Source organism: Stieleria maiorica, from assembly GCF_008035925.1.
Taxonomy (GTDB): domain Bacteria; phylum Planctomycetota; class Planctomycetia; order Pirellulales; family Pirellulaceae; genus Stieleria; species Stieleria maiorica.
The window spans coordinates 2,595,219-2,615,243 of the sequence record NZ_CP036264.1; the positions used below are offsets into that span (position 1 = coordinate 2,595,219).

Annotated in this window: 19 protein-coding genes; 7 read left to right on the forward strand and 12 right to left on the reverse strand. The window is 54.9% G+C overall.

The window, feature by feature from the left end; all coding sequences use genetic code 11:
• Window positions 1-155: 155 nt before the first annotated feature.
• From aceE to Mal15_RS08970, 3 genes are all read right to left on the reverse strand, one after another.
• Window positions 156-2,843 carry a pyruvate dehydrogenase (acetyl-transferring), homodimeric type gene (gene aceE, locus Mal15_RS08960; protein WP_147867446.1) on the reverse strand — a complete coding sequence of 896 codons (2,688 nt, stop codon included), beginning with the start codon at window positions 2,841-2,843 and terminating at the stop codon, window positions 156-158.
• A 71-nt stretch (window positions 2,844-2,914) separates the two neighbouring features.
• Window positions 2,915-3,412 carry a universal stress protein gene (locus tag Mal15_RS35095; protein ID WP_147867447.1) on the reverse strand — a complete coding sequence of 166 codons (498 nt, stop codon included), beginning with the start codon at window positions 3,410-3,412 and terminating at the stop codon, window positions 2,915-2,917.
• A gap of 216 nt (window positions 3,413-3,628) precedes the next feature.
• Complete coding sequence (locus Mal15_RS08970; protein ID WP_147867448.1) at window positions 3,629-4,780, reverse strand: baeRF3 domain-containing protein; 1,152 nt, start codon at window positions 4,778-4,780, stop codon at window positions 3,629-3,631.
• 324 nt (window positions 4,781-5,104) lie between these two features.
• Between Mal15_RS08970 and Mal15_RS08975 the strand changes: the two genes are divergently transcribed.
• Entirely contained in the window at window positions 5,105-6,115 is a 1,011-nt protein-coding gene (locus Mal15_RS08975; protein ID WP_147867449.1) for a universal stress protein, read from the forward strand.
• Window positions 6,116-6,417: 302 nt separating this feature from the next.
• On the opposite strand, the gene Mal15_RS35100 is transcribed toward Mal15_RS08975, so the two are convergent.
• The 4 genes from Mal15_RS35100 to Mal15_RS08995 form a co-directional block, all read right to left on the reverse strand.
• Window positions 6,418-6,891, reverse strand: coding sequence for a universal stress protein (locus Mal15_RS35100; RefSeq protein WP_167546692.1), 474 nt, complete (start codon window positions 6,889-6,891; stop codon window positions 6,418-6,420).
• A 105-nt stretch (window positions 6,892-6,996) separates the two neighbouring features.
• On the reverse strand, window positions 6,997-8,232 hold the full coding sequence (locus Mal15_RS08985) for a site-2 protease family protein (RefSeq protein ID WP_147867450.1): 1,236 nt from the start codon (window positions 8,230-8,232) through the stop codon (window positions 6,997-6,999).
• Window positions 8,233-8,313: 81 nt separating this feature from the next.
• Window positions 8,314-8,781 carry a universal stress protein gene (locus Mal15_RS08990; RefSeq protein WP_167546693.1) on the reverse strand — a complete coding sequence of 156 codons (468 nt, stop codon included), beginning with the start codon at window positions 8,779-8,781 and terminating at the stop codon, window positions 8,314-8,316.
• Between the two features lie 232 nt (window positions 8,782-9,013).
• Entirely contained in the window at window positions 9,014-9,949 is a 936-nt protein-coding gene (locus tag Mal15_RS08995; protein ID WP_199773829.1) for a DNA-3-methyladenine glycosylase 2, read from the reverse strand.
• Window positions 9,950-10,371: 422 nt separating this feature from the next.
• On the opposite strand from Mal15_RS08995, the gene Mal15_RS09000 reads away from it, so the two are divergent.
• The gene (locus Mal15_RS09000) at window positions 10,372-11,826 is read left to right on the forward strand and encodes a catalase (RefSeq protein WP_147867453.1); all 1,455 of its coding nucleotides are present in this window, start codon (window positions 10,372-10,374) and stop codon (window positions 11,824-11,826) included.
• Between the two features lie 467 nt (window positions 11,827-12,293).
• On the opposite strand, the gene Mal15_RS09005 is transcribed toward Mal15_RS09000, so the two are convergent.
• The 5 genes from Mal15_RS09005 to Mal15_RS33975 all read right to left on the reverse strand — a co-directional run bounded on the left by Mal15_RS09005 (window position 12,294) and on the right by Mal15_RS33975 (window position 14,689).
• Entirely contained in the window at window positions 12,294-12,740 is a 447-nt protein-coding gene (locus tag Mal15_RS09005; RefSeq protein WP_199773830.1) for a GreA/GreB family elongation factor, read from the reverse strand.
• Window positions 12,741-12,816: 76 nt separating this feature from the next.
• Window positions 12,817-13,236: a GreA/GreB family elongation factor gene (locus Mal15_RS09010; RefSeq protein ID WP_147867454.1), complete on the reverse strand. Its 420-nt coding sequence runs from the start codon at window positions 13,234-13,236 to the stop codon at window positions 12,817-12,819.
• 253 nt (window positions 13,237-13,489) lie between these two features.
• Window positions 13,490-13,864: an HPF/RaiA family ribosome-associated protein gene (locus Mal15_RS09015; protein ID WP_147867455.1), complete on the reverse strand. Its 375-nt coding sequence runs from the start codon at window positions 13,862-13,864 to the stop codon at window positions 13,490-13,492.
• A gap of 59 nt (window positions 13,865-13,923) precedes the next feature.
• On the reverse strand, window positions 13,924-14,352 hold the full coding sequence (locus Mal15_RS09020; protein ID WP_199773831.1) for a GreA/GreB family elongation factor: 429 nt from the start codon (window positions 14,350-14,352) through the stop codon (window positions 13,924-13,926).
• A 175-nt stretch (window positions 14,353-14,527) separates the two neighbouring features.
• Entirely contained in the window at window positions 14,528-14,689 is a 162-nt protein-coding gene (locus Mal15_RS33975) for a hypothetical protein (RefSeq protein WP_167546694.1), read from the reverse strand.
• Window positions 14,690-15,004: 315 nt separating this feature from the next.
• On the opposite strand from Mal15_RS33975, the gene Mal15_RS09025 reads away from it, so the two are divergent.
• The 5 genes from Mal15_RS09025 (at window position 15,005) to Mal15_RS09040 (ending at window position 19,982) form a co-directional block, all read left to right on the forward strand.
• A complete protein-coding gene (locus Mal15_RS09025) occupies window positions 15,005-16,054 on the forward strand; it encodes a beta/alpha barrel domain-containing protein (protein WP_147867456.1) in 1,050 nt (349 codons plus the stop codon).
• A complete protein-coding gene (gene hxpB / locus Mal15_RS09030) occupies window positions 16,055-16,687 on the forward strand; it encodes a hexitol phosphatase HxpB (protein WP_147867457.1) in 633 nt (210 codons plus the stop codon). It abuts the gene before it with no gap.
• Window positions 16,688-16,792: 105 nt separating this feature from the next.
• Window positions 16,793-17,260: a potassium channel family protein gene (locus tag Mal15_RS34370; RefSeq protein ID WP_199773832.1), complete on the forward strand. Its 468-nt coding sequence runs from the start codon at window positions 16,793-16,795 to the stop codon at window positions 17,258-17,260.
• 509 nt (window positions 17,261-17,769) lie between these two features.
• Window positions 17,770-18,210 carry a potassium channel family protein gene (locus Mal15_RS34375; RefSeq protein WP_199773833.1) on the forward strand — a complete coding sequence of 147 codons (441 nt, stop codon included), beginning with the start codon at window positions 17,770-17,772 and terminating at the stop codon, window positions 18,208-18,210.
• A 1,295-nt stretch (window positions 18,211-19,505) separates the two neighbouring features.
• Window positions 19,506-19,982, forward strand: a complete 477-nt coding sequence (locus Mal15_RS09040) for an MgtC/SapB family protein (RefSeq protein ID WP_147867458.1) — start codon at window positions 19,506-19,508, stop codon at window positions 19,980-19,982.
• Window positions 19,983-20,025 lie beyond the last annotated feature (43 nt).

A 20,025-nucleotide genomic window follows, 5' to 3' on the forward strand; every position in this document is an offset into this window, starting at 1 on the left:
TTGTTAACTCGCTTGGCACACTGCGCGCTCGCACCAGGAACCACCAGGCCGAGACACACGTTTAACCATCCGCACCAGCAAACAGTGCTCCGGCATCTGTTGGGCCGCTGTCGTCGGAGTCATGTTCATTTGGTTTCAGCAAAAAAGAGTTTGATTCACGCGATTGCGGGGTCCATACTTTCGGGATCAATGTCGAGATGACGCATCGCTTCAATCAGTTGATCGTTGGCGAATCCGGACGAGTCGGGAAGAGCCTGAAGGGTCGCATAAACGATGTGTTCGGCGTCTACAGCGAAGTGACGTCGAAGACCTTTTCGTGTGTCACTGCGACCGAAACCATCGGTGCCGAGTGTCACATACCGACCCGGAACCCACTGGCGAATTTGATCCGGAACCAGCTTAATGTAGTCCGTAACGGCAATGATCGGATCGCTCACGTTTTCCAAGGCCTCTTCTAAATAACTGCGGCGTTTCAGTTCCCCGGGGTGCAAGTCGTTGAAGCGGTCGGCTGCTTGTGCATTGCGTCGCAACTGGCAATAGCTGGTCACGCTCCATACATCGCTTCCCAATTCGTATTGTTCAGCGAGAATTTCTTGTGCCCGCAAGACCTCCGGCAGCAGAGATCCGCTGCCGAACAACTGCGGCCGCGCGGCACGGGGCGTTTGTTCCGGCGTGACGCTGCGAAGTCGATACATGCCCTTGAGAATTCCGGTTTCCGCTCCGTCAGGCATGTCCGGCATCGAATAAAGCTCGTTGTATCCGGTGATGTAGTAAAAGATCTCCTCGTTTTCGACATACATCCGTCGCAATCCGTCTTGAATGATGACGGCTAGTTCATACCCATACGCAGGATCGTAAGATTGAAGCGTTGGGATCGTCGTCGCAACCAGCGGGCTATGGCCATCGCAGTGCTGCAACCCTTCGCCTTGCAACGTCGTTCTCCCTGACGTCGCCCCAATCAAAAATCCCTTCACGCGAGAATCGGCCGCAGCCCAGATGAAATCACCGACCCGCTGGAAACCGAACATCGAATAATACAGATAGAACGGGATCAACGGTGTCTGCAGGTGCGCATGACTTGTCCCCGCTGCGATAAAACTTGACATCGCACCGGCTTCCGTAATCCCCTCTTGCAATACCTGTCCATCTTTGGCTTCGCGATAGTACATCAACTGATCAGCGTCGACCGGTTCGTAGAGTTGGCCTTTGCTGGAATAGATTCCGTAGGTGGCGAACAGCGAATTCAATCCGAATGTGCGTGCTTCATCAGGGATGATCGGCACAATGTATTTGCCGATGTCTTTGTCTTTCAACAACTGAGCCAAAATCCTGCCGATCATCATTGTCGACGCGGCTTGACGATCTTTCGTACCTTGAAGCAGCCTGCCAAAATCGTCCAGGCTGGGGATGCTCAGTTTCGCAGTGGTCGTCTTTCTGGCCGGCAGGAAACCGCCCAATTGTTTTCTGCGAGATTTCAAATACGCGATTTCACTGCTCGATTCGTCGGGACGGCAGAATGCCATTTGCGCGATTTCGTCATCGCTGAGCGGAATTTCAAATCGTTTGCCGAATACTTGCAACTGTTCGGGGTTTAATTCGTGTTGCTGGTGTGAAACGTTGCTCGCCTCGCCAGCTGTACCGAGCCCGTAGCCTTTAATTGTCTTGGCAAGAATCACCGACGGCCCTTGCTTGTACTCCGTCGCGGTCTTGTAAGCCGCGTACACTTTCTTCGGATCATGACCACCGCGTCCCAATCGTCGAATCTGTTCATCTGAAAGATGCGATACCAACGCTTGCAATTCAGGCGACGTGCCGAAGAAATGCTCGCGAATGTAGGCACCGGATTCAACGGCATACTTCTGGAACTCCCCATCAACGGCTTCGTTCATGCGTCTTGCCAACAATCCGTCGGTGTCTGCTGCGAACAGCTCGTCCCAGTCGCTGCTCCAGATCACTTTGATGGCGCTCCAACCCGCACCAGTGAATACACCTTCAAGTTCCTGGATAATTTTCCCGTTGCCACGCACCGGACCATCGAGTCGTTGCAAATTGCAGTCGATAACGAAAGTCAAGTTGTCCAGATGCTCGCGTCCGGCCAGCGACAACGCGCCCAACGATTCTGGTTCATCGCTCTCGCCATCGCCCATGAAACACCACACACGTGACTGCGAAGCATTGATGATGCCCCGATTCGTCAGGTAATTTAGAAACCTCGCTTGATAAATCGCCATCAACGGCCCCAGGCCCATCGAGACGGTGGGGAACTGCCAGAACTCCGGCATCAGCCACGGATGTGGGTAAGACGAAAGTCCTGTTTCTCGTGGCGTCTCGCGACGAAACCGCTGGAGATCGGATTCCTGCAATCGCCCTTCCAAAAACGCACGGGAATAAATACCTGGCGAGGAGTGACCTTGAAAGTACACAAAATCGCCAGGATGCTCGTCTGTCGACGCGTGGAAGAAGTGGTTGAAGCCCACTTCAAACAAGGTCGCAATCGAGGCATACGACGCAAGATGACCGCCGATCCCGGGAAACTCCTGGTTCCCGCGAACGACCATTGCCATCGCATTCCAGCGGATGAGATTGCGGATGCGTTTCTCGATCTGTAGATCGCCGGGATAAACGGGCTGTCGATGACTGGGGATCGTGTTTTGATAGGGGGTCGCCGTCACGGGTGGAAGTTCCGGTAACAGATGTGCCGCTCGCATTCGTAAAGCATGCAGCAATTCAACAACGCAATCCGAATCGTATCGCGCCGCCACACTGTCGAGAGATTCGTACCAATCGCTCAGCTCCGCCGGGTCAAGTTTCGTTTGGACGCCGGATTTATCGCGTGAGCTCATCGTTGCATTCCTGGGTATCGCGGGCTGTTGTCAGAGGATTGCGTTGGGTGCTGTCGCATGGGTTCAAGTTCCTACAAAGGCTGTATCATTGGTGGCGGGAAGTCGATGGCGGGATCCTTCAAGGGGGCTTCACCACGGGGCCGGCTGGGAACGGTCAGCACAGGACACCGCGCGTGGCGGACCACGTGTTCGGCGACGCTGCCCATCAGCAAATTAATCAAGCCGGTGCGTCCATGCGTTCCCATCACAATCTGGTCGCACCGATACTCCTGAGCGATCCAACAAATGACTTCTCCTGGCGCCCCGGCGTAAAAGATGCGTTCGATATCAACGTCGGGCAGCTGTGACCGAACGGCCTGCAGCTGACGTCTCTTTTCGCCGGCTACGTTGTTCAAGGGGCCGACCGTTGCCGAGTCTTGTGGCACATGTAGAACGAGTATCCCTGCGCCGGTACTGGCAGCAAGACGCTCCGCGTACCCGAAAGCCGCGTTTGCGGCTGGCGAAAAGTCCGTAGGAAAAAGAATGCGTCGAATGGGTTTGATGGTATTTTTGGACATTCCAATTTCCATTTCTAAATGCGATGACTATGTGTTGAAAGAACTTAGTCGGCAGGTTTGGCCGTTCGCGTGGGCCGGCGACCGTTCGTCGGACACCTCGTGTTAGTTGACTTGCACAACTAGCATCCACGCCTTGAAAAACTCTTCGATGCCTTCGAGAGTCGCAGGAGTGTTCAAACTCGCTGTAGGATTGGGGGCCAACGCAGAGCCAACACATAATCGAGTCTGTTAAAATCGATAAATCGCCGCCAAGCCCGATTCCGTTGGCATGCGGTCTTTCGGAACGATGATGACTTCGCCGCCTTTGGAGAGCACCAACTCGGCAAGATCATCAAGCATGTCGTCAACGTGGGGAGTTGTCGCGTCGGGCGAGTTAATTGCTCCTGTCGTTCGGTCAAGTACTCCTGGGATGACGCGATCCGCCTCCAACATGAGCGTTGCCACTTTATCCGCAACGGCTGCCCTCGCGACATCCGAAAGATCGCCTGATCCAGCGTCGCGAGAACGTGCCGCCCCAAACTTCTCCGTCATGCTCGCCAGTCGTTCCAAGTACGTCGGTTCGACCGCTTTCCAAGCCCGCTCTCGCAGTTCATTTGCGTCGAGCGATTCGGGATCGACCTTGATTCCTCCGGCAAGCAAGAATGGGTTGTCGCTGATCCGGCGAAACTCAGCTTGGGTCTCTGCGAGTGCGACCAACATCAACGGCAATGCGGTCGTGCGAGAGTGATGTTTCAGAATCCCCTGATCGACCGCTCGAAAGAACTTCAGGACATCCGCGTCTTTGGCATCCGTACGGGGCCCATGACCATGATGCACTGCGATACCACCTTCGCCTGAACGTTTGCCATACGAACCTACCGTTTGAGTCACCGGACTCCGTTCATCGGCCAATACGTCCGAGATGCTCGTAGGTACGTCCATCAATTCAACTTCCGCCAACGCATCGCGGTTGCCCTCGTAGAGTTTGGCTTCGTGGCGACTGAGACACAGGACTTGATAGCGGTCGGCCGACTGAAGAATCCGTACCAGAGGTTTCGTATGAAAGCTGTCGGCGACCACAAGCAACTCCTGAACGGGACGCTGTAGCTCGACGATTTCAAAGATGCCGGGCGAACAGAAAATGGCCAATCCATCGGTCCGATGATTCCAGAAGTTGTGATTCCGACTAAGTTGCTCAAACGGCTTCAGAGTTTCGCGAACTTGGTCGGCATCGTACTGCTGAGCCAACGACGATTCCAGTTGGCCGAGCAGATTCCGAAATCGGATTGTGTCCTGAGTGTTGTCTGGATGCCGTCGATGAGTGGGTTGATAGAGTGAGATGCACGGCGAGGGATGAGTTGCAAGTAGCTGGGCAAAACGTTCGACAGTGATTTGACGCATGACTAAATCTCCTTTTAACACCTTGTGATTGAATCCTAAGCAGATGATGAATCACGATGCACTTCTCGTTCCAACGCGACAATTCGATGATTCAACCTGGCGTAGGCGGCCCGTTTGCGATCAGTTCGGTAGCGCTAGCTGGCAGCCTACGCCATGCCGTGCCAACTGCAGGTGTCACGTGTCCACCACCGTTGACGTGCTGCGCGTCGCAAGACAGGTGAAGAGAGGCTTTCGACGACAACGGACTGATTTTTGCATCACTTGAGATTCACTCGATTTAAGCCGCTGTGATCAACAGTCCTTCCCAAAGCCAGGACCATTCCCATGAAGCCATTTCGCCACATTCTGCATGTCACTGACCCCTCGTTGGACGAATCGACGCGATGCCGCGCCGTTGAGTTGGCGATCCAAAACAAGGCGTCGCTGACGTTGATGAGCGTCGTCGAGCCACTGCCGCGCGCAATCGGATTATTGAATGCAATCAGCGACACCGACGGGTTGCAGCAGGCCGTCGCCGCCGATCGTCGCCGCCAACTGCTTGAGATTGCGAGCGAGTACTCCTGCACCGGTGTTCCGTTGGATGTCGTGGTTACCATCGGCAATCGGGCGAATGAAGTCGTCCGACAAGTGATTTCCGGCAAACACGATCTGTTGGTGAAATCCGCCGAGGGCGCCGGCGTCGTCAATCGGTTGCTCGGCAGCGTTTCACAATCATTGATGCGTATAGCTCCCTGTCCGGTCTGGCTGTTGAAACCGAAACTTCGCGGCACGTTTGACTGCGTTGTAGCTGCGGTTGATGCCACGTCAGACGACGAAGCGACAGCCAACTTGAATCACAACATCCTGGAACTTTCTGATTCCATCGCGAAACGTGAATCAGCGGCTCTGCACGTCGTCAGTGCATGGGACATTTGGATGGAAACGCCGCTGCGGATGAAGATGGGCGACTCGATCATCGACGGCATGGCCGACGAGCTTGAGGCCTCGGTGCGTCGCCGAGTGGATGACTTGATCGGTAAAACGGTAACGGTCGGTGATGTTCGAAAGCATATTAGCCGTGGGGCTGCCGCCGACAAGATTCGCGAGTTGGTCAAGCATCTCGAAACCGACTTGTTGGTCATGGGGACACAGTGCCGCACGGGTGTCGCCGGTTTCTTCATCGGTAATACGGCCGAGTCTGTCTTGTCAGACGTGAAGTGTTCTGTCTTGACGGTCAAGCCCGAGGGGTTTGTCTCGCCGATCGAGCGAGACCTCGAACGGACGGTCATCCGGGAGAACGCTGAGCCAATCTTCAGTATCTTCTCATCGCAACACGACGATGAAGGGCGGTGCTGAAGGCGATGCAGTTCCGGTTGGTGACTTGCAACGTAGCTGATTGCCTGCTTGTTGGCGAAACCTGCTCGTAAGTTACTTTTGTTCGTCGAGTTTGCCATTTTCGGAAAGATGCTCGGAGAGCACAAACTTGGGACCGGGTGACAATCACGGCAACAACTCGCTCGTCACATTGCCTCGTCACATTGCCCGGTCGTTGCCAACATTGCACCAATGATGACGCACGGCAGAAGGGACCTTGACTGCCAGGTGTACTTGTTCGCTGTCGTTTCGATCATCACTTCCTCTGAATTCGCGTCATGACGTTATAACGGTTGGATGGGTGGCATCTCCATTCCAACCCTGGGTTCTTCTAGGGGCTTTTCATTCTCTGGTCGCAAACGGACGGTCACGACGGGACACCTTGCGTGACGAATCACATGCTCGGCAACACTTCCCATCAGCAGGCTTGCCAATCCGGTACGGCCATGCGTTCCCATTACAATTTCGTCGCAACCACGTTCCTGTGCAACCCAGCAAATGACCTCTCCCGCTGGACCCGAGCGGACAAGCAACTCGACGTCAACGCCTGACAGGCGAGACTGAATAATGTTGAGTTCTTGAGACGTTTCCTCGCTGGTTTCAGCGTTTCCGCTCCATCCCGGCTGAACGTGCAAGACAAGCACACTCGCGCCGCTGCATTCGGCGAGTCGTTTGGCATACTCCAAGGCAGCCTGACACGCTGGTGAAAAATCCGTGGCGTAAAGGATTCGGCGAATGGAATTTGAGTTTCTGGACACGATTCAGTTCCTGCGGTGAAAGTAGGTAAGGATGAAGTGCGCTGTTTAAGTACGGCGTTGAAGTAAAATTCGATTGAGTGCATTGCCAACCTTGTATGAGGTGCGCTAGCGCATCTCGATAGCTCGCTTATTACTGGCACGAGCGTTCTGTTCGAACGATCGTGCTGTTCCCTCTCTGCATTCCGGTTGCGGTGACGTTTCGAAGCTCGTCTCGTCACCACCCTCCAGTTCCATCTTCAACGCGATGAACTTCATCAGATCGCTGAGCGACAACAGCCCGACCAATCGATCCTCGTCGACAACCATCATTCGCGACACGCCTGCCTGACTCATCTTTGCCAATGCCTGGATCGCGTCACTGGACGGAGTAATCGTATTCTTTTGTTCGCAGTCTCGCGATATTTTCGCCACGGTCGTCGTCGCCCACTCGTTTCGCGGCACCTGTTGCACGTCCCGAGTCGTCACGCAGCCGATCAGTCGTCCATTGTCGGTCACGGGAAACATCTTGTGATGCAGACGGTAGACGTAGTCTTCGACGAATGTGTCAACGCTCAACGAAGGCTCGACCGTGACGACATTGGGTTGCATGAAGCGAGAGACGGGTTCGCCTTCCAGCGCTCGCCGCACCAACACCTGCTGATAAGACCCCTGAGCGGCGTTACGTAGAAACATCCCGATCAAGAATTGCCAAACGGCACCAATAACGTTGCCGGCCAAAAGGTTCATCAAGCCCATGATGATTAACACCAGCCCGAACCCAGACCCCAAGGACGACGAAATCTTCGTCGCCCATCGCAAGTTGCCCTTCACGTGCCAAAGGATCGAGCGCAATACCCGCCCGCCATCGAGCGGGAAGGCCGGAATCATGTTGAACGCGACCAACACACCGTTCATCATTCCCAGGTACCAGACCACAGCAGAGAAAGATTGGGGCATCAACCCGCCGCCCACAGCACCAACTGCCAAACATGTGATGGCGATGAAGATGCTGACGATCGGTCCAGCAATGGCGACATAAAACTCTGACTTGGCGCTGGGCGGTTCTTCGCTCATTTCAGCCACGCCACCAAAAATGAAAAGTGTGATGCCCCGCATGTGCAAATCAAATCGCCGAGCCATGACGGCATGCCCCAGTTCATGCGCGAGAATGGACGCGAACAGACCCATCGCGCCGACAACACCCATCGACCAATAGGTCAATCCCGTCAGTCCTTCGACTTGCTGTGGAAAGACGCCGGTGGCCAACGACCAGGAAATCAAAATCGCAATTGCAAACCAACTCAGGTCCAAGTAGATCGGAAAGCCCAGCAGTTCGAAAATCTTGAAGCGTTTAGTAATCATTCTGATTGTCCTTGGTTGGTATGCTGCGTTTGCCAAACGCCAAAGTGATCGGCTTGAGTACTCCCCGAAACGGTCGCGACATCACCTCACAGTCGAGGCTCGCATCGGCATCACTGCGTCTTGCCACGAACCTGCACCAGATAACGTCGGTGTCTTCACTGTCACCACAGGGCAGTGAGCACCGGCCATCACTTTTCTCGCGACACTACCGACGACCAAACTTGCAAGTCCCGTTCGTCCTTGCGTGCCCATCACGATCAGGTCTGCTGAACGCCGCTTGGCGTACGCGATCACGGTCTCGGCTGGATCGCCGTGCCGCGTCACTTGCTCCCAATCAACCTCATTGAGATCGAGGTATTGCTCACGCAGACGTGCGAGAAGTCTGTTATTGATCGACTGATTGATAGAGAGCGCTGGGACGCCCGGGTCAATGACATGCAGCAAGATCACCTTCGAGTTAACCGCATTGGCCAGGTCAACGGCCAGACTGATCGCCAACTCCGTGCTCTCGGAGTAGTCGACAGGACAGAGGATGACGTTCTTTCTCACGGTTCTAATCTCCAAAAGCAGCAATCAGCCGACGTTCATAGGACAGTCGCATGAATCAGTAGGCTTGCGTACAGTCCATGGAATGCTAACCTTGTGCCAGTTCAGCACTTACGGCCGAGGCTTGGCGAAAGCCTTTGAAACCTGTAGCGAATTCGCGGCGTGAGCGAACGATCTGATCACTTACGCAACGCCGAACGTCAGCGCAGGTTGACATTGACAACCGTGGATGACACTAGCGATCTCTTGCAACTGGATCTGCACTGGTCGCTAGATGTCCTCCGGCAGCGAGTTTCTCCAGTAGAAGGTGAAAGTAAATCAGGCCGCCGAAATGTTTCCAGCGTTTCAGCACGCGAGCTACCTTTTCATAGTCGAGTTGCTCGGACAAACCCAACCAGCGGCACAGGTTGTTTCGCGCACCAACGTCGTCGCCGGGGAAGACATGTAGTCTGCCCAAGCCGCGGAGCAGTGCGTATTCAGCCGTCCAACGGCCGACGCCGTGCAATCGACACAGTTCGGCGACGGCTGCTTCGTCTGAAACTTTTTGCAACTGCCACAGCTTGAACTCGCCCGTGCGCTCCAAGCGGGCCAAGTCCAGCAATGCTGCAGCCTTCTGTCGGCTGAACCCAATCTCGCGAAGTTCCTCTTCGTGGACCTGAATCAAATCTTTGGGGCGGGGAAATGCGAAATAACCGGTGTCGCTGCTTTGAAACGACCTTCCGAACGTCTCGGAGAACCGATTTAGAATTTGAATTCCAGCGGCCAGCGAAAACTGTTGGCAGGCGATCGCGTTGACCAGGCATTCGAAACCGGTCAGAAATCGCGGCGGTTTCATGCCACGGAACCGCGAGGCGAGCGGTCCCAGCTTTGGTTTTCCGGCCGCGAATTCATAAAAGCCCTGCATGTCCACGCGGATGCCGAGCAACCGCTCCACGGCAGCGCTTGCGACGCTCCTCAACTCGGGTGACTCATTGTCGCAGTTGACTTGTATTAATAGCCGAGGATGCATGCCGCTGGATCGCTGCGTGACTTCGACCAATGCGACTTCTTCTTTGAACGGCAACACGCGACGATAGACACTCCCGTCCCAATGATCGATGACATTCTCTGGTCGCCGGCGGATGGTCCAGGCAGCCAAATCGAGCCGAAAAGGCGGCTTTGGTTTCAGCACGAATTCAATCACGTGTAAATCAACTTCTCTGAATTTTTCTTGAAAAGGTGGACCTGCATCGCAGGTTAGGTTGTGAAAGCGACACAAGCCACGTGGGAGTCGAGATTGTCACCACGCGAAATGCCGAGCAAAGCGTGGGCCGACATCCGGTAGAAAACAAACAGGACAGTGTTCGCTAAAAGCCGCGGACGTTCTGTCGATCGCCAGTCACAGTGAAGGCGACCAGGCAAAGCGTTTGGTAGCGGCCCAACCCGGAGGAGTTCACGGAAGCATTCCGGATTGCTGCTGAAGTACGCCTCGGCGTGGAATGCGTCGCGACTGGCGCACGAATTGCGGTTGGAGCAACTCATGGTAACCGCTGAACATGATAGATTGGTTGCGCCAGGCCGATCGCCGAACTGCAAAGACAAAGGATTCTCAGTATGAACAAGAATGACTCGAAGCCGACAACCACCGATGCGGGTTGCCCCGTCTCCAGTGACGAGCACTCGTTGAGCGTAGGACCTGATGGGCCCATTTTACTGCACGACCATTACCTCATCGAGCAGATGGCCAATTTCAATCGCGAACGCATTCCCGAGCGACAGCCGCACGCGAAAGGTTCCGGAGCGTTCGGGCACTTCGAAGTAACCCACGATGTCAGTGCGTTCACCAAGGCGGCAGTGTTTCAGCCGGGGACGACGACCGACACATTGATCCGATTCTCCACCGTGGCGGGCGAGCGTGGCAGTCCTGATACCTGGCGCGACCCCCGCGGCTTCTCGCTGAAATTCTACACCACCGAAGGCAACTACGACATGGTGGGGAACAACACGCCCGTGTTCTTCCTTCGTGATCCCTTGAAGTTCCAGCATTTTATACGATCGCAAAAACGTCGTGCGGACAACGGCCTCCGCGATCATGACATGCAGTGGGACTTCTGGTCTCTGTCGCCCGAATCAGCCCATCAGGTGGCTTGGTTGATGGGTGATCGCGGGATTCCAAAGACCTGGCGGCACATGAACGGCTACTCCAGCCACACCTATATGTGGGTCAATGCCGCCGGCGAACGATTTTGGGTGAAGTACCACTTCAAGACGGATCAAGGCATCGACTTTCTCACCCAGGAAGAGGCCGACCGATTGGCCGGGGCTGACGGTGACTACCACCGTCGCGACCTGTTCGACGCGATTAAGCGAGGTGACCATCCCAGTTGGTCGTTGAAGATGCAGATCATGCCCTTCGAGGAAGCGAAGACCTATCGGTTGAATCCGTTCGACCTGACCAAAATCTGGCCGCATGCAGATTACCCTCTGCACGACGTCGGCAAATTAACTCTGAATCGCAACCCGACCGACTTCCACACCGAAATCGAACAGGCGGCGTTTGAACCCAACAACCTCGTGCCGGGAATTGGAATCAGTCCCGACAAGATGTTGCTCGGTCGCATGTTCGCCTACGCGGACGCACATCGGCATCGACTGGGAGTGAACTACAAGCAGATTCCAGTCAACGCTCCGCAGTGTCCTGTGTTCAGCTACAGTAAGGATGGGCAAGGTCGAACGCAAAACGTTTCTGACCCGGTATATGCACCAAACTCCAAGGGCGGACCGGCGGCCGATGGTGAGCGTTTTCCCGAAGACGCAACATGGGCGGCCGACGGCGAGTTTACTCGTTCCGCCTATACCCTACGTAAGGATGATGACGACTTTGGTCAGGCCGGCACGTTGGTTCGCGACGTCATGGATGATGAGCAACGCGAGCGTTTGGTGTCAAATGTCGTCGGACACCTGAAGGGAGGCGTGTCCGAGCCCGTGCTACAGCGGGCGCTGGAGTACTGGAGCAACATCGACAAAAACATCGGGGACCGTATTCGCAAGGGCGTCAGCGGTGGCTAGCGTTCGTTTCCGATGCCCGGAGGCCATCGATTGTTTAACGGCAGCTTTGGGCAACCCATTTAGATTCTCTCCCTCTGGGAGAGACGGCGTTTGCGCAGCAAGCAAACGCTAGAGAGGGCTGACGCTGCAAAGGTCTTATCGCTTTCCGCTACGATCAAATTCGTCGCCAATACAATCGATGTCCCGAGGCCATTAGCGGCTTCTACGACCGACAAAACCTACATCGACAGACAATCGGCAGATGCGAGACAAGGTTCGCTTCGATATCCAATTCCTCCTTCCCGGACTCCCGGGCGAGGATGATGCGTGTGCCGATCGGTTAAGCGAACTGATCATTGCCAACGAGGGAAGCGAAAAGGCTCAACGATTGTCGTCGTCTTAAACGCGCTCCGCCTGCTCGCTTTTAAGAAAACTTAGTCGAGACGGATCGGACTCATTGAGTTTTGGTCACTCGAGCAGTATTTCTGCTACCCGACTTCGTAGTGTTCGGGCTGATAAAAGATATTTTCGATCTTCATGCGACACTCGCCGATTGGGACCGGCCAGGACACAATGTCACCAACGCGGCAACCCAAAATGGCGGTCCCGATCGGCGCGAATACAGACAGCATCTTCTCTTGCACATCTTCGCAATCAGGGTAAACGAGCGTGTAAATCTCGCGGTCGTTGCTGTCCAGGTCCGTTAGTTCAACAACGGAGTCCATGGTGACGACGTCACCGGGTACGTCCGCCGGGTCGACGATGCTGGCTCGGTGAAGTTCTTTTAGCAGGTCGTCCAGGTGAGCCTTGCAGCCGGTGATTTCCTTAAATTCACGTTGCAGCAACTGCAAGAGCCGCAGACGATCATTGGCTGTGATGATGATGTGATGTTGGTATTCGCCAGTGATGACGACGTGATGGCTTGCGATGGACATGATTGATCGAGAAATTGATGGTGAAATGGAATCTGCAGCAACGGCACATTGGTTTAGCTGGCCGGGGCTTTACAGGCTACAAGTCGAACGCTCCCACTCGCTCGGGCTGAAACGATATTTTTTCGACTCGCTTGCGAGTGTCGCGATTCAAGAGGTGCAACGTCAGATTCGCGCCGACGCGAAGTCCAAAGACTTCTGCGCCAAGCGGTGACAGAATTGAGAGTTTCCCCTCGGCGATGCAAGCCTCATCGGGATACACCAACGTGAAGGTGTCCGCTTCATCGCGATCCAAGTCGTACAGGTTGAACGTCGAATTCATCGTTACGATGTCGGGCAGTATTTCGCTGGAGTCAACAACGGTCGCATTCTCCAACTTTCGCTTCAGTTCGTTCAGGTGCGTACGGCCATTCCCGATCACTTCAACGAAATGACTTTCCAGTAGAGACTGCAGTCGGTGAAGATCGGTTCGACTGACGGCGATGTTGCGAAATGACATGATGGTGTACCGCGATGGAAGACTTTAACTTTATGGCTGGGATACGGTGATTTTGCTTTCAAAGGAATCGACACCTGGAGTCGTCATGGCAATCGCCCAACACGAGCACGCATCACCGCGGGAAGTCACTGTCCCGGTGAGTGACACACGTCGTGCGTTTGACTCGCACTGAACATGCCGCACCAAGTCGTCGCCGAGTATTCGGAGGAGCGACGACGCGACACGTTCGTGAAGCTGGCCTTTACTTGTTGAGCTATTCATTTTCCAGTGCTGGCTTGTTGGTATCGAGGGTCGGATGGCCCTTCGTTCGCCGACGCAAACGCAATGACTGCGGTCGTTGCATTTTTGTCACTACGATGCGTCGCGCACGCCGTGCCGCGTCGCTGACCGCGGCCATCAACTTTTCGTGTCGTGCCGTCGTTGTGACCGTGCCAAGGCCGGGCACCAGCATACTGACTCGGCAGAGCTTTTCGACTCCACCACGGGGACCGTTCTCGTCGACGACCGTGACGGATACTCTGGCGATTCGTTGGGCAAACCGCGCCAGCGTGCTGGACATCCGCAACTCAATGGCTTCGCGTACTTGCGGGTTGAGATATTCGATCGTCGAGGTGACGGAAACAATCATGGGATACTCTCCAAAGGGGCAGGGGACGACAGTCGACATGCAAACACGAAATCCAACGCTTACGCAGTAATGCTATCGCGTTCGGGTTGGAACAAAAGATCTTCGACACGCCAGCGACCCATCCCGCTCGGCACCTGCCTTCGCACCAGGTCGCCAACGCGGCAGCCTAGGATGGCAGTTCCGAGTGGAGCCAGCACCGACAGTTTCCCTTCGACGACGTTTGCCTCATCGGGGTAAACCAAAGTGAATGTTTCAGTTTCCTTTGCCTTCATATCGCGCAATCGCACCGTCGAATCCATCGTAATGACGTCGGCAGGGACATCGCCCGGATCGACGATTTGAGCGGCATTAAGTTCGCCGCGCAGGTCATCCAAGTACGGCTTATTGCGAAACGCGTCCGCGACTCTGCTTAGAAATAGTTCTTCGAGGCGATCGTGGTCCGCCTTGGTAATGATGATTCGTTTAAGTGGCATGACGGGCATTTCCATAAAGTGTGGCGTAGGAACAGAGAATCAACGGGAAACCAGGTGTCGGATCAAAATGGCAGGGGCATGAGTGTTGGTGTGCAGGCTTTAGCCGCCCGATTTCGCTACGTCGCATCGAAACGGAGTCGCCTAATGGCTAAACGGCAACGGTTGCTGAATCCCTTTGATGGAAATCCCTTCACGCCATTTCCTTCAGTAAGATCGCGACGAGAAACAACAGTATCAACACTGTTTGACCGAGAAGCATTTCGAGGGGCGTGTAAAGGACGCGAGGATCATCAAGGCCACGTTCGAGCTCAACTCGTTCAGCGACTTGGTGTTCCGGATTTCGCATCAACATGACAAGATCTCCTTGGAGTGACGGAATGGTGAGTCACGCGACGTCGAGCAACCTCAAATGCAACGAACATGCCAATGGGTCGTGCCGGCCGCGGCGTAGGCTTTTTACCGACGGACAGGTTCATGTCTTGCCAGAAAGCGTCAAACCGCGTTTCCAATGACAACCTGGGTTGACGCATCGTCGCAGGGCGGTGGCGGACTCGTTTCAATGGAGGAACCGCTTCAGCGTACGGTGCGCATGCTTGAAGTGTTTTTGGCACTGCCTTTGCATGATCTACCATAATCTGCCCATTACTCATCCAATGGATTGCTTCACATGTCTCTCGATCTGACAACGAACTTTGGCGGCCTAAGACTTCACTCTCCGCTAATCGTCGGAGCCTGCCCGCTGACGGGCAACACGAAAACTCGGATCGCGTTGGAGCGTGCCGGTGCGGGGGCGATCGTTCTGCCGTCGCTGTTCGAAGAACACGTGATCGCGTGGCGAATTCGCGATGGCGGTCCCGTGACCGAGCGAGAACAACGACTGCTCGATCGCATGACGGGAATGACGCGAAGGGCATTGGTTCCCGATGTCGAAACCTACCTCGCCATGCTAAACCGCGCGAGCGTGCAGTCCAACATTCCCGTCATCGCCAGTCTGCACGGTGGCACGGACGGCGATTGGCTGGACTTCGCTGGCGAGCTACAAGTCACGGGAGCCAATGCAATCGAACTGAACGTGCATCATCGGCCTGACAACGACTACGATGAACCTCGAGAGCTGGAAAATCAAGTCGTCAACTTGGTGAAGGAGATTCGGGCATCCATTCGGGTTCCGCTGTTCTTGAAATTACACCGCGAGTACACCGCTGTCAGCCATTTGGCGCGACGATTGGTCTCAGGTGTTCAAGGGCTGGTGCTCTATGCACGCGATCCGGAGATCGACATCGCATTGGACAATTTTAAACTTCAATGTAAATGGGGGCTATCGCCTCCCGGTGTGCTTTCACCGACTTTGAGAGCGTTGATGAGCGTCTATGGCCACTGTCCGACCATGCCGCTGGCTGGAAACGGTGGAATCGGTCGACCAGAAGACGTGATCAAGACGCTGCTCGCCGGTGCGGATGCAGCGATGGTTGTCTCCGCCGTGTACCGCGAAGGCCCTGACATCATTCGTACGATGCTGGACGGACTGACACGGTTTATGGAGAGTCATCGCATCCGTTCTCTCAATGAACTGAATTCGAAGCGTCCGATGGAGTTCAGCAGCGAAGAAGAACGACGAAACACGATCGAAGGGCTATCGCTGAAGCCTGGCTTCAACGGCATCGGCGAGGGCGAACACGTCATTCGTTCAGACAAGTGGGGCCATCCGGTCGTATGAATGGCGATACGGCCTCGCGTGCTGGGCTGCTTTTTTTACATCGTTCCAGCCGATCAACCGAGTGGTGTGGCCATCACCCGCCAAGACACAATTGACACGACAGGAATGCGAGTCGATGAGATTGTCCAAAGGTGCTACGAACAGTCCCCTTGGGATGCTCTCAGTCGCGAAGGGGTTTGCGACCGAATCGTCGACCTCGTGGTTGAATTGGTGCGAGCGCACAAACCCGGGATGCCTGGATTAAACCAAACCATTGACGTTTGCCAGAAGTCAGGATCGCAACTCGCGCTCGCGTCACCCTCACCGATGACGTTGATTCAGGCGACGATCAATGCGCTGGACCTGCACAATGTTTTCCCGGTGATCGTGTCAGGTGCGAAATTGCGGTACTCGAAGCCTCATCCCGAAGTATACCTGAACGCCGCTGACGCACTCGAAGTGCAGCCTCAGCGGTGCGTCGCGCTGGAGGACTCGTTCATTGGCCTTCTGGCCGCCAAAGCAGCGCAGATGAAAACGATCGTGATTCCTGAAGCTTCCGCAGCGAATCAATCGCACTTTGCCATCGCTGATCGACAACTTGCCACGCTGGGTGAATTGACCGCCGATCTGCTGAACGCTCTCGAAGATCGCTAGCATGCATTACAATGGAGCGGGTCACGCAACGGCAAAGGCCACGAAACAGCGAGTTCGGCAAACATTGCCACTGCTGCAACTAGAGCCGTCGACATTGAAAACGCAATGAAATCGTTCACGACACTGTACTTGCATTTTATGCGGAACCGGGCCAGCCGCCGCAATTTGCGAATTCTTACCCAGTTCGCACTTTTGATGTCAGGGATGATTGCCATCTATAGCGTGAGCTTTCATCACCTAATGGCCTGGGAGGGGCGACGCTACGGTTGGATCACAGGCGTCTATTGGACGTTAACGGTGATGTCCACGCTGGGATTCGGCGACATCACGTTTCACACTGATCTGGGGCGACTGTTCTCAATGGTCGTCTTGATGATCGGGACGTTGTTCATGCTGATCCTGCTTCCCTTCACCTTCAGTCAATTCTTCTACGCACCGTGGATACAAGCTCAGGTAGCGGCGCGGACACCTCGCGAACTGCCCGTCAATGCCGAGGATCACGTGATTGTAACACATTACGGCCCGGTCGAGGCTGCTTTGATCAAGAGGCTGACGCAGTTCAAATATCCATAAGTGATTCTCGTATCGGATGCCGCAGAAGCGTTGCGACTTCACGATCTGGACTTGAAAGTCGTTGTTGGTGAATTGGACGATCCTAAGACGTGCCACCTGCTTCGCACTGAAACGGCCGCACTTGTGGCCACCATCGACACTGATGTCATCAAAACCAATGTCGCTTTCACGGCACGCGAAGTCTCCGAAACAGTGCTAGTCGTCGTGACCGCCACTGATGTCGCCTCGGTCGACATTTTGGAGCTAGCCGGATGCACACAAGTGCTTCAGCTCGCAGAAATGATGGGCCGGTCGCTGGCCCGACGCATAATCGGGCGCGATGCAAAAACGCACGTCATCGGGCAATTTGATGAATTGTTGATCGCCGAGGCCAGCGCGGCTAGAACGCCATTGGTCGGCAGAACGCCTCGTGACATTCGTCTCCGCGATCACGTCAATCTTAGCGTGTCGGGGGTCTGCGAGCGGGGGTGGTACCAAAACGCGGGCCCCGACACCTTGATCAGCAGGGCATGGATTTTCGCATTGTGGAAAAGAGGGAGAAGCAAAAACACGATGACAGACTCATCGTAGGCGACGCGACCGACCTCGAAGTTCTCAAGCGAGCCGGAATCATGGAAACGTCTGCGGTGGTGATTACGACGCACGATGATGCGTTCAACATTTATTTGACGCTGTATTGCCGGCGGTTGCGTGCGGACGTTCAGATCATCAGTCGTGCGACACTCGAACGCAATACCCATACACTCCACCGTGCCGGTGCCGATTTTGTAATCTCTGAGGCGTCTATGGGGGAGAACGGGATTTTCAATCTGCTCCGACGCAGCGATGTGCTGTTGATAGCCGAAGGGTTAGACCTTTTCAAGGTGCGCGTGCCTTCGTCACTTGCAGGAAAGACACTTGTCGAAGGGGCTGTGCGGCAACGCACCGGTTGCAGCGTGATCGTATTTTAAGGCGATGAGAGATTGCTCGTTAATCCAGAACCGGATTCAAAGCCCCCGGCGAATGCGGAAATGATTGTGATCGGTACAGAGGAATCGCAACAGCGTTTCTTGGATTCGCACCTAGATTGACAATGGTATCTCAGATGCGATTGGAAAGCAGAAAGGAGATGGAGGGAAATAGAATTGTAGAGGTTTCCGGAATTTCCATTTCTAACATCCTTAAACCGTCATACCCGAAGGCAGCCGGTGGTAGTGTCAATGGCCGTCGCCACCCAGGAAACGTCCGGTTACGCTTTTGGAATTCAATCATCACCAGTCTGCTGACCGTTGGTTGTTGCAACTCACGAAGTGATTTTTGTGATCGATAGGAGGAAAACTCTCTTCGCGGCAGAAGTCCACGCACGACAAGACGTTTCGTAGTTTGTCCGCACGCCCCTAAACCAAGCACTCAACATGCTTGCCAATTTCTATGCGATGCTGCTTCTGGTGGTAGCGGTCAGGCTTGCTATGGGATCTGGGGCGGGGGCAGCCGATAGTGTCTAGTGCCCATGCGAATAATGTCAACGTCGGTTGGCGGTTGTGTTCGATTGTTAACGCGACGCGGGCAGCCGATGGCGACTTCCAACGGAAGTACCGCTTATGCTCCGCAACGGGTTCTAGCTCGTTCGAAAGATCTGGCGTAATCGGCACAGGGGTTGCATGAGCTGAGTTGAGAGCGGCGGAACGCCGAATGCTTCTCACCTGAGAACAGCCTTCCGTGCCGATCCAGCCGGAATTCGCTTCGCGAGGCCGGTTCGGCATAATCTAAACGGCTCGGTTTGCCGTACGCCCAGATTGCTGTCGCTTTCCGTCCCAATGCAACCGTAAGGCGAGTGGCACTGCGAGCCGAAACTTATGTCGCACCTACTGTTTCATGTTGTTCAATGCCGTGGCACGCTAAACATGCCCGGATCTACGTCCATTTTCAGTCAATGCAAGGCATGAAAACATTATGGCAGCTGTTTCCGAAGCAGCCCGACGCGCACGCCGCATTGCGACAGCGAATCTTAAGCGAGGACGGTCCATTCGTGTACGACTGCGACACCAAACACCGGCCGCGGAGATGACGTTGGACCTCCTGGAACGCATGATATGTCGCTATTGCGGATGCCAGCCACATTGCACGGCAACTCGGGAAGCGTGCGTGTTACGCAAGCGGGTTGTGGTCGAATCGCGGAGCAGCTTGGCATAACGCGTTGCGGTACCGATTCATGGAAATGACGGTATGACGTTCGCAAAGTTTTTCTCAAGAAATGGACTGATAGATGTTGGATCACCTTTGGGTTGAAGAGTTTACGAAGCACTGCGTTCGGCTGATGATCGCAATATCATTCGGAGGCGCCCTCGGTTTGGAACGCCAGTTGCGTGGGCAGTGGGCGGGGGTCCGGACTCACATGATGGTATCTTTGGGCGCAGCGATCTTCACAATCGCCGCTGTCACAACCGCTCCGGACGATTCGAATGAAGTCACGCGAGTGATTCAAGGGATCGCGGCCGGTATTGGCTTTCTGGGGGCGGGGACGATCCTCAAGCTCGGTCCTGAAGTGCAAGTGAAGGGGCTGACCACTGCAAGCTCAATATGGTTGGCGGCGGCGCTCGGAACTGTTGCCGGAATGGGCGAATACGCACTGGCAGTGGCCTCCGGCTTAATTTCGCTGCTGGTGCTCGGAATGCTCCGTCCTCTTACAAAAACCTTCGGCCGCAATGGCGAGTCACCAAACCAATCCGCTTCCCGAAGCTGACCTCGCTCCACAGGGCATCTCGGTGGGACTGAAAGACGCGTCG

Excerpts from the sequence above, each read along its gene's own strand:
- Mal15_RS09000 (WP_147867453.1), top strand. The coding sequence starts at position 10,372 with ATGAACAAGAATGACTCGAAGCCGACAACCACCGATGCGGGTTGCCCC.
- Mal15_RS09005 (WP_199773830.1), bottom strand. The coding sequence starts at position 12,740 with ATGTCCATCGCAAGCCATCACGTCGTCATCACTGGCGAATACCAACAT.
- Mal15_RS09020 (WP_199773831.1), bottom strand. The coding sequence starts at position 14,352 with ATGGAAATGCCCGTCATGCCACTTAAACGAATCATCATTACCAAGGCG.
- Mal15_RS34375 (WP_199773833.1), top strand. The coding sequence starts at position 17,770 with ATGGATTTTCGCATTGTGGAAAAGAGGGAGAAGCAAAAACACGATGAC.
- aceE (WP_147867446.1), bottom strand. The coding sequence starts at position 2,843 with ATGAGCTCACGCGATAAATCCGGCGTCCAAACGAAACTTGACCCGGCG.
- Mal15_RS08970 (WP_147867448.1), bottom strand. The coding sequence starts at position 4,780 with ATGCGTCAAATCACTGTCGAACGTTTTGCCCAGCTACTTGCAACTCAT.
- Mal15_RS09010 (WP_147867454.1), bottom strand. The coding sequence starts at position 13,236 with ATGTCATTTCGCAACATCGCCGTCAGTCGAACCGATCTTCACCGACTG.
- Mal15_RS08975 (WP_147867449.1), top strand. The coding sequence starts at position 5,105 with ATGAAGCCATTTCGCCACATTCTGCATGTCACTGACCCCTCGTTGGAC.
- Mal15_RS09025 (WP_147867456.1), top strand. The coding sequence starts at position 15,005 with ATGTCTCTCGATCTGACAACGAACTTTGGCGGCCTAAGACTTCACTCT.
- Mal15_RS35095 (WP_147867447.1), bottom strand. The coding sequence starts at position 3,412 with ATGGAAATTGGAATGTCCAAAAATACCATCAAACCCATTCGACGCATT.
- Mal15_RS34370 (WP_199773832.1), top strand. The coding sequence starts at position 16,793 with ATGAAATCGTTCACGACACTGTACTTGCATTTTATGCGGAACCGGGCC.
- Mal15_RS09040 (WP_147867458.1), top strand. The coding sequence starts at position 19,506 with ATGTTGGATCACCTTTGGGTTGAAGAGTTTACGAAGCACTGCGTTCGG.
- Mal15_RS09015 (WP_147867455.1), bottom strand. The coding sequence starts at position 13,864 with ATGATTGTTTCCGTCACCTCGACGATCGAATATCTCAACCCGCAAGTA.
- Mal15_RS08985 (WP_147867450.1), bottom strand. The coding sequence starts at position 8,232 with ATGATTACTAAACGCTTCAAGATTTTCGAACTGCTGGGCTTTCCGATC.
- Mal15_RS33975 (WP_167546694.1), bottom strand. The coding sequence starts at position 14,689 with ATGTTGATGCGAAATCCGGAACACCAAGTCGCTGAACGAGTTGAGCTC.
- hxpB (WP_147867457.1), top strand. The coding sequence starts at position 16,055 with ATGGCGATACGGCCTCGCGTGCTGGGCTGCTTTTTTTACATCGTTCCA.